Below are 16,864 nucleotides of genomic sequence, written 5' to 3' on the forward strand. Positions count from 1 at the left end.
GCGGGACGGCGGCGCAACCGGGCACTGTGGACACGAACGCCTGGTACGTCGTGGTCAACCGCAACAGCGGCAAGGCACTGGACGTGGCGGGCGTGAGCTCCGAGGACGGCGCCGCGCTCACGCAGTGGACTCGGATCGACGGGACCAACCAGCAGTTCCAGTTCCTGGACTCCGGTGACGGCTACTACCGGTTGAAGGCGAGGCACTCCGGCAAGGTGCTGGACGTCTCCAGCTGGTCGACGGCCGACAACGCCGCCATCCACCAGTGGAGCGACCACGGTGGCTCGAACCAGCAGTTCCGGTTGGCCGACTCACCGGACGGATACTTCCGGTTGATCAACCGCAACAGCGGGAAGGCCGTCGAGGTACCGGGCTTCTCCTCCGAGGACGGGACCGGCATCGTCCAGTACTCGGACTGGGGCGGCGTGAACCAGCAGTGGAAGCTCGTCCGCGTCGGCTTCGTGGGCTTCCCCTCCTGCTGACACCGGTATCCGGTTCAAGTCCACCGAAACTCCCCTTGCCCGCTGGGCAAGGGGAGTTTCGGTCTGCGCGCGCCCGAGGTCGCACGGCCGACAGCGAGGTCCGAAAAAACTTGGACCGGGCGGCAACCTCTTCTGAAGAGGATCGAACGCTGGGATGCCCGGTCCTGACCGCTGCGTGCTGCGCAGCGCGCTCGGGGGACGTGGCGCCGCCCTGAGCCGTGTGCCAGGCACGGCAGGCCGCGTTTTCCCCCTGAGCGATTACCGGCGCACTGCTCCACGGGGTCCGCGAGACGAACGCACCGCCGCACTGGACAACTTCCTGCACACCTACAACCATCACCGCCGCCACACCGCACTCGGCGGCCAGCCACCCATCAGCCGCCTGAACAACGCACCGGGTCAATACACCTAGTGCTGTGACCGCATAGGTTCGCCGGGTCGGCGGTCGTGGCGGTTGCATGTGCGGTGACATCCGATCCGACCGCTGGAGGCGCGGTGGCCGAGCCCGTCCGTGTGCGCAGACTGACCGACCACGAGGGGCAGAAGCTGCCGCAGATCGTGCGCCGGGGCAGCACGAGTTCGGTGCGCTACCGGCGGGCGATGATGCTGCTGGCCTCCGCTGGAGGGGGCACCGGCAGCGGATGATCAGGCGGATCCCGGCCGGCCCGCGGAGCGGGTATGTGCGGCGCTGATGTGTCCTCAGACGCCCGCTTCCACCAGGTCGTCGGTATGGAAGGTGCGGCGGTAGGAGGCGGGTGAGACACCGAAGGCGGTGCGCATGTGGGCGCGCAGGGAGTTGGCGGAGCCGAAGCCGCAGCGGTGGGCGACCAGGTCGATGGACAGGTCGGTGGTCTCCAGCAACTGCTTGGCCAGTTCCAGGCGTTGCGCGGTGAGCCACTGCACGGGGGTCATGCCGACCTCGTCGCGGAAGCGGCGGGTGAAGGAGCGCAGGCTCATCCGGGCGTGTTCGGCCAGGCGGTTCAGGGAGAGGGGCTCGCCGAGGTGTTCCAGGGCCCAGGCGCGGGTGGCGGTGGTGGTGGCGACGGCGGGTTCGGGCACGGGGCGGTCGATGTACTGGGCCTGGCCGCCGTCCCGCCAGGGCGGGACGACGCATATGCGGGCGGCGCGGTTGGCGGCGGCGGCGCCGTGGTCACGGCGGATCATGTGCAGGCACAGGTCGACGCCGGCGGCGACGCCCGCGGAGGTCAGGACGTCGCCGTCGTCGACGAAGAGGACCTCCTCGTCGACCTTGACGCGGGGGTAGGCGCGGCGGAACTCGGGGGCGAGGTTCCAGTGGGTGGTGGCGGGCCGACCGTCGAGGAGGCCCGCGGCGGCCAGGACGTAGGAGCCGGTGCAGATGGACACCATGCGGGTGCCGGGCCGGATGCCGGCGATGGCCGCGGTGACCTCGGGGGGCAGCGGGCCGCCGCGGCCCAGCTCGGGCATGGCGTGCGTGGGCGGGACGATCACGGTGTCCGCGGCGGCCAGGGCCTCGGGACCGGCCGCGGGCTGCACGGTGAACCCGGCGTCGCTGAGGACCGGGGCGCCGTCGGCGGTGCAGACGGTGACCTCGTACAGCGGGCGTGAGTCGGCGTCCAGGACGCTGCCGAAGACGCGGGAGGGGATGCCGAGTTCGAAGGGCGGGACGCCGGGCAGGGCGAGGACGGCGATGCGGTGCCGCCCGGCCGCGTCGGCGCTCGGGGCGGGGAGGGGGTCGGTGCACGGCCACTGCATCTCACTCATGGCCAGATCCTGTCACATAGTGGCCAGACGGCCAACACCATGGTGGGGGCGGGTGCCGGATCGTGGACTGCGTCGCGCCGGGAAGGGCCCGGGCGGCCGGTATCCGATCAAGACGGAAAAGAGTGAGGCGGACAGCATGCGTGCGGTGGTCGTGGAGCAGTGGGGCGGACCGGAAGTGCTCGTGGAGCGTGAGGTCGCCCGGCCCGAGCCGGGACTGAACGAGGTCCTGGTGCGGGTCCACGCGGCCGGTGTGAACCCGGTGGACTTCAAGACCCGGGCCAGCGGGGCCCTGATCGAGTGGGGCGAGGTCCCGGCGGTCGGCTGGGACGTCTCCGGCACCGTGGAGGCCGTCGGACCGGGCGTGGGGATGTTCCGCCCCGGGGACGATGTGTACGGCATGCCGCTGTTCCCGCGGCAGGCCGGCGCCTACGCCGAGTACGTCGTCGCCCCGGCCCGCCACCTCGCGCCCAAGCCGGCGAACCTCACCCACGTGCAGGCGGCGGCGCTGCCGCTGGCCGCGCTGACCGCCTGGCAGGCCCTGGTGGACACCGCCGGGGTGCGCGCCGGTGAGCGGGTGCTGGTGCACGCGGCGGCCGGCGGGGTCGGCCACCTGGCCGTGCAGATCGCCAAGGCCCGCGGCGCGTACGTCATCGGCACGGCCAGCGCCGGCAAGCACGACCTGCTGCGGCAGCTGGGCGCGGACGAGGTGATCGACTACCGCACGGTCCGCTTCGAGGACGCCGTCGGGGACGTGGACGTGGTGCTGGACGGGCTTGGCGGCCAGAACGCCGAGCGGTCCCTGACGGTGCTGCGCCCGGGCGGCCGGCTGATCACCCTGCCCGGCCCCGACGACGTCCCCGCCGACGTGCCCGACCACGTGCGGGCGGTGTGGATGCTGGTCGAGCCCGACCACCTGGGTCTGCGCGAGATCGCCGCCCTGGCCGAGCGGGGCGCGCTCACGCCCGTGGTCGAGACCGTCGTCCCGCTGGCCGAGGCCGCGAAGGCGCACGAGATCGGCGAACAGGGCCGCACCACCGGGAAGATCGTCCTGAGCGTCGCCTGACGCCGGCCGCCCCGGCCGGGTCGGCTGCGGGCAGGTGGAGCGGGACCGGAGCCCCGGGACCGACCGGTCCCGGGGCTCCAGGCGCGGCCGAACGGGACGGGGCGGACCTGGGGGCACGGCCGGACTGGACGGAACTGCGGCTCGGGGCTTCGGAGGGGGCGGGGCTGCGGCTCGCGGGGGCGCTTCGGTGACGGCCGGGGCGGCGGCTCGCACGGGGGCGGAGACAGGGCCGCGGCTCGCGCCGGAGGGGTGTCTTCGGTGGTGGCCGGGGCCCGCTGCTGCCGGCGGGTGCACGCGGCCGGTATGTGGCACCGGGGAGGGTTGCGTTGCGGGCCCAGGACGCCCTCGGTTGAAAATAATCCTGAGTAGGCTCATAATTGAGTGCACTCGGGTTGATGGAGTGAGGTGAGGCCCCAGATGTCACGCCGAATTGGCTGATCTGGCCTCACGCCCGAATAAACAGGATGAAGACTAAGGAGTGGCGCCCCATGCGAGCGTTCGTCATCACCAAGTACAAGGAGCCGCTGCAGGAGGCGGACGTCCCCGAACCCACCGTCGGGGAGCACGACGTGCTCGTTCGAGTGGAGGCTGCCGGGCTGAATCAGCTGGATGAGAAGATCCGCGCCGGTGAGTTGAAGCAGATCCTGCCCTACAAGCTGCCGCTGATCCTGGGCAACGATGTCGCGGGCACTGTCATCAGCGTCGGGAGGGCGGTTCGCGGCTTCAAGCCCGGAGACGAGGTCTACGGTCGGCCCGACCAGGACCGCATCGGCACCTTCGCCGAACGCATCGCCGTCGCGGAGGGCGACCTGGCGCTCAAGCCCGCCTCGATCAGCATGAATGAGGCGGGCTCGCTGCCGCTGGTGGCGCTCACGGCGTGGCAGGCGCTGGTGGAGCGCGGGAAGGTGCGGCCCGGGCAGAAGGTTCTCATCCACGCCGGGGCCGGCGGGGTCGGTTCGATCGCGATCCAGCTCGCCGCGCACCTCGGTGCGCACGTCGCCACGACCGCCAGCGCTTCCAACGCGGACTTCGTGCACGCGCTCGGCGCGGACACGGTGATCGATTACCGCAACCAGGACTTCGAGCAGCTCCTGACCGGCTACGACCTGGTGTTGGACAGCCTCGGTGGGGAGACTCTCGAGAAGTCCCTGCGGGTGCTCAAGCCCGGCGGCAAAGCCATCGAGATCGCTGGTCCCCCGGAGCCCACTTTCGCGCGCGAGGCCGGCCTGAACCCGCTGCTGCGCCTGGGCGTCGCCGCCCTGAGCCGCAAGATCCGCAAGCAGGCGAAGAAGCTCGGCGTGACGTATGAGTTCATGCTCATGCGCGCCAGCGGCGATCAGCTCCGCCAGATCACCACCCTCATCGACGAGGGCGTGGTGCGTCCGGTCGTGGGAAAGGTGGTCGGCTTCGACCAGACCCCGCAGGCGCTGCAGTCCCTGTCCCAGGGTGGCATCCGCGGCAAGGCCGTCATCGGCAGCAGCTGACCCGCCGCAACCGCGACGGGCGACACAGAACGCACGAGGACACCACCCATGCCTGTCGCCTCCCAGTCGGTCGGACGGCGCGAGCGGAACAAGCAGGAGAAACTCGACCGCATCGTCGCTGCCGCCAGTGAGCTGTTCGCCGAACACGGCGTCGATGAGGTCACGACCCAGCAGATCGCGGACAAGGCCGACATCGGCACCGGGACCCTGTTCCTTTATGCCAAGACCAAGGGCGAACTCCTCCTCCTTGTCCAGAACGCCAAGTACGCCGAAGCACTTGAGCAGGGCCGGGCGGACGCCGAGGCCGTCCCGGGCGTGCTGGACGCGGTGCTGGCGATCGTCCGGCCGATCGTCGAGTGCAACCGCACCCAGATCGACAACGGACGCACCTACCTGCGAGAGATGGTCTTCGGCGACCCCGAGGAGCCCCGGCACGGCGCGGCACTGGCCATCGTCGCGCAAACCGAGGAGGCCGTCGCCGCCGTGCTGCGCCGAGACGAGCGGGTGGCAGAGGGCGACGCCGCGACGCTGGCACACATCGTGTCCGCCGTGATGTTCCTCAGCATGGCGGCGAGCGTGAACATCGCCTTGAGCGTCGAGGAGATCGTGCAGGACATCCGGGGGCAGGTCGACGTCCTGCTGCCTCGCTGAAGCGCGGCCCAGCCTCAGGCCCAGGCGACCATCTGGGCAGTCCTCGGCTGCGGCATGGCTCGAATCCCCAAATGGCAGGTCATCCGGCCGTTGCTGCCATACCGGCATGACTGGACGGCTGGGGCGGCCGGCCGGAGGGCTACCGCCACCGCGTGCTGCTGGGTCTTCGGAGACTGCCTGCCTACGTGGCGTCGAGTCCCCGTCGCACAGTCCCTGTCCCCAGGATTCCGGGTCGAGGCACGCGTGGTGCGGGCAGGGCTTTGTGGGTCGATTCAGCAGTTCAAGGGCGCCTTCGACGCGATGATGCCGTCCTACCGCGTCGTGCGTGGCGCAGGCGGCCAGGTCGGGGCGCTCGTAGGGCTGCCGGCAGACATGGCAGTCGCAGGTGACCGCCCCACCACTCGAACGCCGCCCGGTCGTCCATGGGCGCATCACGCCAGTCCCGCCTGCCTCGCGCGAACCACAGGAAGTCGAAGTACGTGCGCAGGTCCCGGACATGGGCGGCCTGGGTGTTCCACGGCGAAGACGCCGGCCACACCGAGAAATACCGGTTCAGCGCCACGTCGTACCCGCCCGCCGGACTGATCAGGAACGGCTGCCCCTCGGGCACCCCCAGATCATCCAACCCCTCACCGAGATCGGCCAACAGGGAGCTGAACTCCCGTGCTCGCCAACCGGTGATCGACATGACGCTGGACGATAGTCCGTGGACAGCTCAACAGCGCATAACCCAAGTGGGACGGATTTCGGGCTCTCATCTCCCTCGACGCGGGCCAGGTGGTGCTGCGCTCCAGGCACGGCACCGAGATGAGGCCGTCGTTTCCAGAGGTCGTGGCCGGGGCCGTGCAGCTGCCGGACGCGACCGCGCTGGACGGCGAGCTACGTAGTCACCGACACCCCCGCCGCACTCGAGCAGCGGGGGTGTCGCATGTTGGACTGACCTGGCCGTCACCCCGTACTTGTCACGCGGCGCCGGGGTCCGCGCTGCGGCCGAAGACCCGTGCTTCACAGGTCTTGGAGCTTGTCGACGCGGACGGGACCGCCGGTGGTGACGGACTGGACGGCGGCGAGGGCGATGGCCAGGGCAGCGCGTGCGTCCTCGCCGGTGGCGGAGGGGGTGCGCTCGGTGCGGACGCTGTCGGTGAAGTCGGCGAGTTCGGCCACATAGGCGTCGTGGAAGAGGTGCTGGTCGTAGGTGACGCACTCGGCGGCGACGCCGTCCGGGCCGTATGCGGTCAGGTGGGTGCGGCGGACGTCGCCCATGGTGAGCATCCCGGCCGAGCCGAGGACCTCGGCGCGTACGTCGTAGCCGTAGACGGCCTGGAAGCTGGCCTCGGCGGTGGCGAGGGCGCCGTTGTCGAAGCGGACGGTGACGACGGCGGTGTCGAGCAGGCCGCGGTCCTTGAAGTCGGGGCGGATCAGGGCGTCCGCCATGGCGAAGACCTCGACGGGTTCGGCACCGGGATTGAGGTGGCGCAGGACGTCGAAGTCATGGATGAGGGTCTCCAGGAAGATCGTCCACGGCGGTATGCGGGCCGGGTCGGCCAGAACGGGGTCGCGGGTGAGCGAGCGCAACAGCTGCGGTGTGCCGATGGCGCCGGCGGCGATCTTCTCGTGGGCGGCCCTGAAGCCCGCGTCGTAGCGGCGGTTGAAGCCCACCTGGAGGGGCACGCCCGCATCCGCGGCGGCCGCGATGGCGCGGTCGGCCTCGGCGAGGGTGACCGCCATCGGCTTCTCGCAGTAGACCGCCTTGCCCGCCTTGGCGCCCGCCTCGACCAGGTCGGCGTGGGTACGGGCCGGGGTGGCGATCACCACCGCGTCGATGTGCGGGTCGGCGAGCAGTTCACCGATGTCCGTGTAGGCGGTGGCGCAGCCGAGCCGGTCGCCCAGGCTCCGCGCGGCGCCCGGGGTGGGGTCGGCGATGGCGACGAGCCGGACGCCCGGGAGGCGGTGGGCGAGGGTCTCGGCGTGGAACGAACCCATCCGTCCGGCGCCGAGGAGGCCGACGGCGAGAGGCTGCTGGGTGGTCATGCGGGTGCTCCGTACGTCGTCGTCAGGGTAGGTACAGGAAGTGGAAACAGTCAGACGGTGAAGGCGGAGCGGAAGCGCTCCAGAGCGAGCTCGCTGTCGCTGGAGGCCCACGCCTCCATCGCGACCGTGCCCTCGTAGCCGAGGCCCGCCAGGGCGCGGGCGACGGCGGGGTAGTTGATCTCCCCGGTTCCGGGTTCGCGGCGGCCGGGGACGTCGGCCACCTGGATCTCGCCGATCAGGCCCAGGGCATGGGCCCTGCGGACCAGCTCGATCAGATTCCCCTCGCCGATCTGGGCGTGGTAGAGGTCCAGATTCATCCGCAGCCCGGGCCGGTCCACGGCCGCGACCAGGGCCAGGGTGTCGGCGGCCGTCGCGAACGGCCCCCCGGGGTGGTCGACGGCGGTGTTGAGGTTCTCCAGGGTGAAGACGACCCCGGCGCTCTCGCCCAGCTCGGCGAGGCGGGTGAGCGTGCGGTGGGCGGCGATCCACATCTCTCCGGTGGCCTCGCCGGTCACCGGCACCACCGGCAGGCCCTGGCCGTCCAGTCCGGTGCCGTGCAGGTTCAGGCGAGGGCAGCCCAGTTGCTCGGCCGCCTTGAGCGACTCCTCGGCGGTGCTCAGGAGTTCGGCCGCGCCCTCCTCGTCGGTCAGACTGCCGCGGATGTAGCCGGTCATGGAGGAGAAGTCGGCCGGGGTCCGGGCCAGAGCGGCAAGGTCGTGCCGGGTCCAGTCCCAGATCTCGACCTGGAAACCGGCGTCGTGGATGCGCCGTGCCCGCTCGTCGATCGGCAGATCCAGGAAGACCATCTCGGCGCAGGCCGCCAGTGTGTACATCGCCACGTACCTCTCTCCGCGACTTCGGACTAGAACGTTCAAGGAACTAGAACGTTCTAGAACTCCGTGGAGCAGCAGTACGCCAGCTGTCGCCCTCCCCTGTCAAGGCTCCGGTGGCCCGTGAAAGCTAGAACGTTCTATAGTCGACTCCGTAGGAGACGACTCCGACCAGGGAGGACAGGTTGCCGGCGACCCCAGCGGTCCCCAACGGAAAGCGACCGACGCTCGCCGACGTGGCGTCACGGGCAGGGGTGTCCACGGCGCTGGTCTCCATCGTGATGCGCGGCGCGAAGGGGGCCGGCGAGGCCACCCGCGAGCGCGTCCTTCAGGCCGCGCGGGAGATCGGTTACCGACCCGACGCCCGGGCCCGGCTGCTCCGCAGCCACCGCTCCCATCTGCTCGGGGTGCAGTTCGGCCTCCAGCATCCGTTCCACTCCGACCTGGTGGAGGGCATCTACGCGGCGGCCGAACCGGCCGGGTACCAGATCGCGCTGAGTGCCGTGGCCGCCGGGCGCGGCGAGCAGCGCGCCGTCGAGACACTGCTCGACGACCGCTGCGAGGCGCTGATCCTGCTCGGCCCGCAGGCCCCCGCCGCGCGGCTGGCGGAACTCGCCGGGCAACTGCCGGTCGTCTCCGTGGCCCGCCGGCTGCGGCCGTCCGTCCCGGGCCTGGAGGTCGTACGGACCGCCGACGACGAGGGAGCCGGCCAGGCGGTGGACCACCTCGTCGCTCTGGGCCACCGCGACATCGCCCACATCGACGGCGGCCGGGCACCGGGCGCAGCCGACCGGCGCCGCGGCTACCGCACCGCCATGAACCGCCACGGCCTGGGCGAACACATCCGCATTCTCCCCGGCGGTCTCACTGAGGAGGAAGGCGCCGAGGCCGCCCGAACCCTGTCGGCCACCCGCCCGCGCCCCACCGCCGTACTGGCCTTCAACGACCGCTGCGCGACCGGCGTACTCGACCTCTTCCTCCGCTCCGGCGTCGCGGTCCCCGGCGACATCTCCGTCGTCGGGTTCGACGACAGCCATCTGGCCCGCCTGGCCCACATCGACCTCACCACCGTCGGACAGGACATCGCACGCCTCGCCGGGCTCGCCGTCGGCCGGGCCGTCGCACGCCTGGAGGGCGCGGAGATCCCCGCCGGGGAACAAGTCATCACCCCCCGTCTTGTCGTCCGGGGAACGTCCGCCCCGCCCCGCTGAAGGCAGATCCCGGGGTGCGCGGCCTGTGTGTTCCACGGCGACGACGCCGGCCACACCGAGAAGTACCGGTTCGACTCGACGTCGTACATGCCGACCGGCCTGATCAGGAACGGCTGCACCTCGGGCACACGCATCCCGCGGCCACATCAGCTCGGCGAGTGAAGTGCGCCCGCCATGTCGATCACTGGATGGCGGGTGCACTTCACCCGCCATCCAGTGATCGACATGGCGCCGGACGATATCCCGCGGACAGCTCAACAGCGCATAACAGAAGTGGGACGGTTACCGCGCCCTGGCCGGCCGGTGGGCCGACGGCCGTGTCGCCCTACGGAGCCGCAACGGCAGCGATCTAATGCTGTGACCGCGTAGGTTCGCCGGGTTGGATCAGGCTGCGGTTGTGAGGGGGCGACTGGACGACGATCCCCAGGACCTGCTGAACGCGTGGATCACATCCCGGACGGTGTCCTCGTCGGCCTGCACCAGCTGTGCGATCACCGGCACCCGCGCCGCCTGCTCGGCGTCTGCCAGACCACCGCGGACACCTGGCGGCGCATCACCACCGGAGAGCACGCCTCCTACGCCGCACAGCTGGCCCGCCGCTGAGCACCCCGCCTTCCTCGTCTTACTGATCGTTTCAGAATGAGGTTCGCAGGCGGCGGAGGGGCTGAGGCTGTCGGCCGGTTCGAGCAGGACCGTGAGCGCCTGGGTCCTAACGCAGCGCGGCGGCGACCAGGCCGTCGAGAGCCTCGCGCGGTACTTCGCCGCCGTTCACCAGCCGGTCGAAGACCAGTCCGTCGATACAGGTCAACAGAGTGTGAGTGCGGTTCTCGACATCCGTGACGCCGTGCGTGGTGAGGAACAGCCGAACGGCCTCGCGGCCGGCGTTCTCGCGGGGCACGAGGATCTCCCGCAGCTCCGAGTCGCGCACGCTCTCGACGGCGCAGGCATGGCGGGCGAGCGAGCGGCGGCGCCCCTCGCCGGTGAGTCGCTGCCGGGTGAGCAGCACCATGCCGTCCACCAGCTCCTCGACGGTGCGCAGGGGTGGAAGCTCTTCGGCCATCGTTTGAAGTTCCGCCTGGTCGAGTTCGACCAGGCGGGTTACGAGTCCGGTCAGCAGCGCGGCACGGGTGCGGAAGTAGGCCGAGGTGGTGCCGAGCGGCATGGCGGATTTCCGGTCGACGGCGCGATGGGTCAGGCCGCGTATCCCTTCGTCGACGAGCACGTCGAGAGCCGCGTCTGCCAGAAAAGTGCGCCGGTCCGAAGCCATGGCCCCTTTCTACACCCGTAGAGACTCGGGATAAGGTGCGCTTCTACAGATGTAGAAGAAGGGGGCTCCGGCATGGGGAACACGGCAGTGGTGGTCGGAGGGGGCATCGGCGGGCTGGCCGCCGCGATCGGTCTGGACCGCATCGGATGGGGCGTGACGGTCCTCGAGCGCGCGTCCATGCTTGAGGACGCAGGGGCAGGCATCTCACTGGCCGCCAACGGCCTGCGGGCGCTGGACGAACTCGGTGTCGGCGCGGCGGTTCGGGATGCATCGCAGGGCCAGTACAGCGGCGGCACGCGGACGCCCCGGGGCGGCAGGCTGGCCCGGATGGACGGCTCGGCGCTGGAGAAGGCGGTGGGCACACCGATCATGGGCATCCCCCGCTCCGCCCTGCACCGACTGCTCCGCGACTCCCTGCCCGCCGAATCTCTGGTGATCGGCTCGGAGGCGGCCGGGGTCCAGCAGACCGGCCCTGGGACGGTTCAAGTCGACTGCGACGCCGCGGTCCTGAACGCCGATCTGGTGGTCGCGGCCGACGGCATCGGCAGCAAAATCCGCAGCCGTCTCTTCCCAGACCATCCCGGCCCGGTCTACAGCGGCTCGACGGTGCTGCGCGCCATCACCGAGCACGCGGTCCATCTGCGGGCCGACTTCGAGCTGACCTGGGGCTGCGGCGCGGAGTTCGGGCACATCGCCTTCCGGGACGGGCGGGCCGAGTGGCACGCCGTCCTCAGCCACCCCGCCGGCACGCGGTTCGCCGACCCGCTGGCCGAACTGCGCCGACGGTTCCACATCTGGCACGACCCGATCCCCGCCCTACTCGACGCGACCCGGCCCGAGGCCGTGTTGCATCACGATGTGAACGAACTGCGCACGCCGCTTCCCTCATACGCGGTCGGTCGGATCGCGCTGCTCGGCGACGCGGCCCATGCGATGGCCCCCAGCCTCGGACAGGGTGCCTGCCAGGCACTGGAGGACGCGGTCACCCTCGCCGCCGCCCTCGGCACCGAGTCCACCGTTGAGGCCGCACTCGCGCGCTACGACGCCGAGCGCCGGCCCCGCAGCCAGGCCGTCGCACGGGCTGCCCGGCAGGCCGGCAGAATGGGCCACCAGCTTTCCCACCCACTGGCCATCACCCTGCGGAATACGGCGATGCGACTGACACCATCCCGGGTCGCCACACGTATGATCCTGCGTCATCACGCCTGGGTCCCGCCGTCGCTGAACTGATCCAGCTCGTGCCCGCCACCTCATGACCAGAAACCCTCTGGGCGCCAAGTCGAGCGGCGGGTCTTGCCGTTGGCGGTCACGGTGGGCAAGGTGTCCGGGTGCGTGCTGATCTTGTTCCGGACGATTTGTGGGAGCGCGTGGTCCCGCTGCTGCCGCCCACTCCCGAACGGCGCCGTCGCCACCCCGGGCGCCTGCGCGTTCCCGATCGAGTGACATTCGCCGGCGTGATGTACGTGCTGCGAACCGGTGTCGCCTGGCGCGACGTTCCGACGGAGTCCGTGGGCTGCTCCGGTGTGACGGCTTGGCGTCGACTGCGGGACTGGACCGAGGCCGGCGTTTGGCCGCGCCTGCACGCCGCGTTGCTGACCGAGCTTCGCCGCGGGGGCCTGTTGGGCCTGGACGACTGCTCCGTGGACGGATCTCACGTCCGGGCCCTCAAAGGGGGGATCTTGTCGGCCCCTCACCCGTTGACCGCGCCCGTCCCGGCTCCAAGCACCACCTGATCGTCGACCACCACGGAACCCCGCTCGCCGTTACGCTCACGGGCGGCAACCGACACGACGTCACCCAGCTCCTGCCACTACTGGATGCCATCCCATCGATTCGGGGACTCCGGGGACGCCCCCGCAGCAAACCCCGGCGTCTGTACGCCGACCGGGGCTACGACTTCAACAAGTACCGCCGCCTGCTGTGGAAGCGCGGCATCAAACCCATGATCGCCCGACGCGGCGTAGCCCACGGTTCCGGCTTGGGCAAAGTGCGCTGGGTTGTCGAACGCGCCTTCGCCTGGCTGCACCAGTTCAAACGACTCCGCATTCGCTACGAACGACGCGCCGACCTCCACCAGGGCCTGCTCGAACTGGCCTGCAGCCTCATATGCCTCCGTCGCCTACGAACCTCATTCTGAAACGATCAGTTAGGCCGTTCCGTTGTTGTCCTCGCAGGATGGGGCCGTCTTCACGGAGGGGGCAGGATCAATGCTCCCGCGTAACGGCTCATGAATGGACTTGGCGGTGTACTTAATCGAGCGATCGTTGCCTCGGCGGAGCTCGCCATCAGATCTCGTCCAGGTCAAGCCATTTCGATCATCGAACATGAGGCCGACTACACCGATCGCGATCTCGTGACCTGCCAGCTTGTTCCACTTGTGCGACCTTCTGCTCTCGTATCGCATCTGTTCTTGCGTTACGACAATGTCGGAACACGGTGGCAGAGAACGGGTATCCGCAGAGATGATCACCCAGCTTGATTTCTCGGGGATGTCAGGCGCAAACACGCCGAAGGTGATCCATACTCTACTGACGGGATCTGCTGACCTGTTCCTGATGTGCAGTCGCTGGTTCTCAATCCAATACGCAACGCGTGATGCCTGCTGGTGTTGTTCCCGCTCGGCATCCTCTCGCGACTGTCCGAGCTGGTCTCTTGCCACCAAGGCGCCGTAGTAGGTCGCGACACCGGTGACCAACAAACTCCCTACACCTACGAAGACCGCAGCGATCGTTCCTACCTTGACCCAGTCGATCCGGCGCCACCACTTGGGTTGCGGTTCCTCCCGCCGTTGGCCTCTAACCGTCACCCGATCCGGTCTCGGCTGCTGACGCGCCAGACGCAACCTCGCCTGCCGCTGCCTGCTGTTTCGCACGCAATCCCCCTTCCCGACGCGGCCGCCCCATCACGCCTTAATGACAGAGACTCTCCACGGACACGGCCTTTGGGCCGCTGGCGATGAAGTTTGCTCAACGAGCCGCCTATTCGCAGCTTCTTTCTGCAATGGTGTGCGCAGGTCCATTGGGTCTGGTTGAACTTGAGCCGCGTACCCCATACGCGCTGTCAGAGGGCTGATAGCGCAGCGTCCGTACCCAACTGTCGCCCTCCCCACCCCATCCCCTCACCACAAACTTCGGCGGGAGAGCACGTCGCCAAACCGGCGCGGCCGCCGCTCAGCGCGGCCCGCGCACGGGAGATGACAGCCGGGCTGCGCGAGGCGATGGACAACGTCCGCCGCTCCGCGACGCACTCGCCGCCCGCGTCTGGCAGCTCTTGGGCTTCACCTCATGGGAGTCGTACTGCCAAGCGGAGTTCGGCATCAGCCGCGCGCAGGCGTACCGGCTGCTCGACGTCGCCCGCGCCCTGGCCGCGATCCACGGCGCGGTCAACGCCGGCACCGAGATGTCTCGCACGCAACGACCCGGCAACCGCGGCCGGACTACGGCCTGTCCCAGCGCGCCCTGATCGCCGTCTCCGGCCGTACTGGCGACGTCGCGGAGATGATCACCCGCCGACTCGCCATGCTCGCCCACCGGCCTCCAGGCCCTCGAACCCGACGCCGTCCGAGCCGTGGTCCGCCAGGCAGTCCGCGACGTACGCACTACCCCGCCTCCGCCGCCCGCCGATCAGCCGGCGGATCCCGCGCTCGCCGCGCTGCGCCGCGTCGTCGACGACCTCGCCGCCAACACGCACGCGATCGGCGAGCTTGAGAACGGGTTCTGGCTCAACTTCTGTGGTTAGTGACAGTGCGCCACCGACGCCTCGAACGAGAGCATCTTTGTCCAGCCAGAGGCGCGAAGGCGTCGGACGTCGCCACGGCTCCCGTTGCGCCCGACCGGGTAGGAGGGGACGGCCGGCCCAGTGTCCTTGCGGCTGTCCATCCGGCTTCCGGTTACGTTCGCGGGGCCAGAAGCCAGAGGAGGCTGTGATGACTGATCATCCGAACATTGCTCTGTTTCATCGGACCTTTGCCGCCTTCACGGCAGGCGACATGGAGGCGCTGGCGGAGCTGTTCCACCCCGATGTTGTGTGGCATAACCCCGGCCAGAGCCCGCTGGCCGGGGAGTTCCACGGTCGTGAGGCCGCGTTCGCTGCGTTTCAAAAGGAATTCCAGCTCTCAGGGGGCACGTACCGCCCACAACTCCATGACGTGCTCGCCAACGACAAGCACACGGTCGCCCTGCTCCACGCCACGGCCTCGCGTGATGGCAAGGAGCTCGACATGGATTACGTGATCGTCTTCCACATCCGAGACGGAAGGATCACCGAGGGCTGGGACCTCTGGTCTGATCAGCAGGCATACGACGAGTTCTGGTCGTAGCGACAGACACCCCGCACTGTGAGTGACGGCTGGACTCCCTGCGGCACCTCGGGAAGTTGCCTCGAAACGAGCAGTGGCAGGAGTGACTGGGCCGACAGTTCGGGGCTGTGGATGAGATCTTGCTCCGGCTGGAGGAGTTGTTGTTCCCGTCGATCGCGGACGTCGCGGTGCTGTCGGTCGACGTGAACAACGCGATAGTGCGTGTTGATGTGCAGTGCACCGCCGTCGGCGCCTCGTGTCCGGGTTGCGGAGCGTGGTCCGCCCAGGTTCACGGCTCCTATCTGCGGTTTCCCGCAGATGTTCCGAGTGCAGGACGAAGCGTCGTACTCCAGCTGCGGGTCCGCCGGTTCACCTGCCGGACCGCCGAGTGCGGACGCCGCACGTTCGTCGAGCAGATATCCGGCCTGACTCGAAGGCACGGCCAGCAGACCGAGCGGCTCCGCTCGACCCTGGCCGCGATCGGTCTCGCCCTCGCAGGCCGGGCCGGATCCCGCCTGGCCGGCATTGTCGGTGCGCCGGTCAGCCGCAGCACGGTTCTGCGGCTGGTCGACGCACTTCCCGAGCCAAAGGTGTCGGCTCCACGGGTGGTCGGCGTCGACGAGTACGCCACCCGCAAGGGCCGCCACTACGGAACCGTCCTCGTGGACGTCGAAACCCGCCGGCCCATCGACCTGCTGCCCGACCGGGAGTCGTCGACCCTGGCCGCGTGGCTGGCACAGCGGCCCGGAATCGAGGTCGTCTGCCGGGATCGCGCGCCGTTCTTCGCCGAGGGCGCCACCGTCGGCGCCCCGCAGGCCGTGCAGGTCGCGAACCGGTGGCACCTCTGGCACAACCTCAGCGAGGCCGCCGAGCGGAGCATCGCCCAGCACCGACGATGTCTGCGCGTCCTGGTCCCCGAGACACCTGAAACGACCGGGACGGAGCCGGGCCCCACAGAGGAGTCGTCCGGCTCGCCATGGCCGACCGGTCACCGGTTCGCCGACCGAACCCGGACCACGCACGCGACGATCCATGCCCTGGTCGAGGCAGGGCACAGCCGCCGCGCGATCCAGCGGCAGCTCGGCATGACGAGCCGAACCGTCAAACGGTACGCGGACGCCGCCAGGCCGGACGACCTTTTCATCGGTCGGTGGCAGGCCCGGACCTCGGTCCTCGACGAGTACAAGCCCTACCTCGACGACCGCTGGAACGAGGGCTGCACCAACGCCTGGAAACTCTGGGAAGAGATTGTGCCGCTCGGCTATCAGGGCAGCTACCAGCGCGTTCGCGCCTACCTCCGCCAGAAACGCACCTCGCCGCGGCTCGTTACCGCCAGGCCGTCCTCGCCCCGGACCGTCGCCGGATGGATCCTCCGCCGCCCGGAAGCCCTCTCCGAGACCGATCACCTCCAGCTGAAGAAAGTCCGGGCCAACTGCCCCGAGATCGACGCACTCATTGGACACGTCCGGTCCTTCGCGACCATGGTCACCGAGCGCCAGGGCGAGCGGCTGCCCGAGTGGCTCGACGCCGTCCGCCAGGACGACCTCCCCAGCCTCCACACGCTCGCCGCAGGCATCGATCGCGACCGCGATGCCGTCATTGCCGGCCTCACCCTTCTCTGGAACTCGGGCGTCGTCGAAGGCCATGTCAACCGCATCAAGATGCTCAAGCGCCAGATGTTCGGCCGTGCAGGTTTCCAACTCCTCCGCAAACGCGTCCTACTGTCGTGACGCAGAGTCGCGGCTCCACACAACCTGAGCCAGAACCTGAGAACGGGAGTCGTTTGTCGACGACTTCGGAAGTCA

At 69.6% G+C, this 16,864-nt stretch carries 17 protein-coding genes and 1 pseudogene; 14 read left to right on the top strand and 4 right to left on the bottom strand.

What is annotated here, in order from left to right; translation table 11 throughout:
• Positions 1–26: 26 nt before the first annotated feature.
• Positions 27–482, top strand: coding sequence for an RICIN domain-containing protein (locus AB5J49_RS15045; RefSeq protein WP_369175140.1), 456 nt, complete (start codon positions 27–29; stop codon positions 480–482).
• A 495-nt stretch (positions 483–977) separates the two neighbouring features.
• Positions 978–1,109 (top strand): annotated as a pseudogene (locus AB5J49_RS15050) (IS630 family transposase); the annotation flags it as partial.
• Between the two features lie 72 nt (positions 1,110–1,181).
• On the opposite strand, the gene AB5J49_RS15055 reads toward AB5J49_RS15050, so the two are convergent.
• Positions 1,182–2,216: a GlxA family transcriptional regulator gene (locus AB5J49_RS15055; RefSeq protein WP_369175141.1), complete on the bottom strand. Its 1,035-nt coding sequence runs from the start codon at positions 2,214–2,216 to the stop codon at positions 1,182–1,184.
• Positions 2,217–2,361: 145 nt separating this feature from the next.
• Between AB5J49_RS15055 and AB5J49_RS15060 the strand changes: the two genes are divergently transcribed.
• From AB5J49_RS15060 to AB5J49_RS15070, 3 genes are all read left to right on the top strand, one after another.
• The gene (locus AB5J49_RS15060) at positions 2,362–3,288 is read left to right on the top strand and encodes an NADP-dependent oxidoreductase (RefSeq protein WP_369169145.1); all 927 of its coding nucleotides are present in this window, start codon (positions 2,362–2,364) and stop codon (positions 3,286–3,288) included.
• Between the two features lie 488 nt (positions 3,289–3,776).
• Positions 3,777–4,772: an NADP-dependent oxidoreductase gene (locus AB5J49_RS15065; protein WP_369169146.1), complete on the top strand. Its 996-nt coding sequence runs from the start codon at positions 3,777–3,779 to the stop codon at positions 4,770–4,772.
• A 48-nt stretch (positions 4,773–4,820) separates the two neighbouring features.
• Positions 4,821–5,423, top strand: a complete 603-nt coding sequence (locus tag AB5J49_RS15070; protein ID WP_369169147.1) for a TetR/AcrR family transcriptional regulator — start codon at positions 4,821–4,823, stop codon at positions 5,421–5,423.
• Between the two features lie 1,005 nt (positions 5,424–6,428).
• Here the strand turns inward: AB5J49_RS15070 and AB5J49_RS15075 are convergent.
• Together AB5J49_RS15075 and AB5J49_RS15080 are read right to left on the bottom strand one after the other, a co-directional pair.
• The gene (locus AB5J49_RS15075; RefSeq protein ID WP_369169148.1) at positions 6,429–7,454 is read right to left on the bottom strand and encodes a Gfo/Idh/MocA family oxidoreductase; all 1,026 of its coding nucleotides are present in this window, start codon (positions 7,452–7,454) and stop codon (positions 6,429–6,431) included.
• A gap of 50 nt (positions 7,455–7,504) precedes the next feature.
• Entirely contained in the window at positions 7,505–8,287 is a 783-nt protein-coding gene (locus AB5J49_RS15080) for a TIM barrel protein (protein ID WP_369175142.1), read from the bottom strand.
• Between the two features lie 182 nt (positions 8,288–8,469).
• Here AB5J49_RS15080 and AB5J49_RS15085 point away from each other — a divergent pair, with 182 nt between their 5' ends.
• The 3 genes from AB5J49_RS15085 (at position 8,470) to AB5J49_RS15095 (ending at position 10,098) form a co-directional block, all read left to right on the top strand.
• Positions 8,470–9,495 carry a LacI family DNA-binding transcriptional regulator gene (locus AB5J49_RS15085; RefSeq protein ID WP_057613970.1) on the top strand — a complete coding sequence of 342 codons (1,026 nt, stop codon included), beginning with the start codon at positions 8,470–8,472 and terminating at the stop codon, positions 9,493–9,495.
• A gap of 27 nt (positions 9,496–9,522) precedes the next feature.
• The gene (locus AB5J49_RS15090) at positions 9,523–9,657 is read left to right on the top strand and encodes a hypothetical protein (protein ID WP_259407475.1); all 135 of its coding nucleotides are present in this window, start codon (positions 9,523–9,525) and stop codon (positions 9,655–9,657) included.
• Positions 9,658–9,936: 279 nt separating this feature from the next.
• Positions 9,937–10,098 carry a hypothetical protein gene (locus tag AB5J49_RS15095; protein WP_369169149.1) on the top strand — a complete coding sequence of 54 codons (162 nt, stop codon included), beginning with the start codon at positions 9,937–9,939 and terminating at the stop codon, positions 10,096–10,098.
• Positions 10,099–10,204: 106 nt separating this feature from the next.
• Here the strand turns inward: AB5J49_RS15095 and AB5J49_RS15100 are convergent, their stop codons facing one another.
• Entirely contained in the window at positions 10,205–10,762 is a 558-nt protein-coding gene (locus tag AB5J49_RS15100; RefSeq protein ID WP_369169150.1) for a TetR/AcrR family transcriptional regulator, read from the bottom strand.
• Positions 10,763–10,834: 72 nt separating this feature from the next.
• On the opposite strand from AB5J49_RS15100, the gene AB5J49_RS15105 reads away from it, so the two are divergent.
• The 6 genes from AB5J49_RS15105 to AB5J49_RS15130 all read left to right on the top strand — a co-directional run bounded on the left by AB5J49_RS15105 (position 10,835) and on the right by AB5J49_RS15130 (position 16,789).
• Entirely contained in the window at positions 10,835–11,992 is a 1,158-nt protein-coding gene (locus AB5J49_RS15105) for an FAD-dependent monooxygenase (RefSeq protein WP_369169151.1), read from the top strand.
• A 98-nt stretch (positions 11,993–12,090) separates the two neighbouring features.
• Positions 12,091–12,899, top strand: a protein-coding gene (locus AB5J49_RS15110) for an IS5 family transposase (protein WP_369169152.1) whose coding sequence is annotated in 2 segments (ribosomal slippage) — positions 12,091–12,430 and positions 12,430–12,899 — 810 coding nt in all. Because the reading frame shifts where the segments join, the coding sequence is not laid out codon by codon here.
• A 1,133-nt stretch (positions 12,900–14,032) separates the two neighbouring features.
• Positions 14,033–14,224, top strand: a complete 192-nt coding sequence (locus tag AB5J49_RS15115) for a hypothetical protein (protein WP_369169153.1) — start codon at positions 14,033–14,035, stop codon at positions 14,222–14,224.
• 105 nt (positions 14,225–14,329) lie between these two features.
• The gene (locus tag AB5J49_RS15120; RefSeq protein WP_369169154.1) at positions 14,330–14,500 is read left to right on the top strand and encodes a hypothetical protein; all 171 of its coding nucleotides are present in this window, start codon (positions 14,330–14,332) and stop codon (positions 14,498–14,500) included.
• Positions 14,501–14,687: 187 nt separating this feature from the next.
• A complete protein-coding gene (locus tag AB5J49_RS15125) occupies positions 14,688–15,080 on the top strand; it encodes a nuclear transport factor 2 family protein (RefSeq protein WP_361306997.1) in 393 nt (130 codons plus the stop codon).
• A gap of 107 nt (positions 15,081–15,187) precedes the next feature.
• Positions 15,188–16,789, top strand: a complete 1,602-nt coding sequence (locus AB5J49_RS15130) for an ISL3 family transposase (RefSeq protein ID WP_369169155.1) — start codon at positions 15,188–15,190, stop codon at positions 16,787–16,789.
• The last annotated feature ends 75 nt before the right edge of the window (positions 16,790–16,864 follow it).

Origin of the sequence: Streptomyces sp. R28 (genome assembly GCF_041052385.1) — a bacterium.
Classification (GTDB): Bacteria; Actinomycetota; Actinomycetes; order Streptomycetales; family Streptomycetaceae; genus Streptomyces.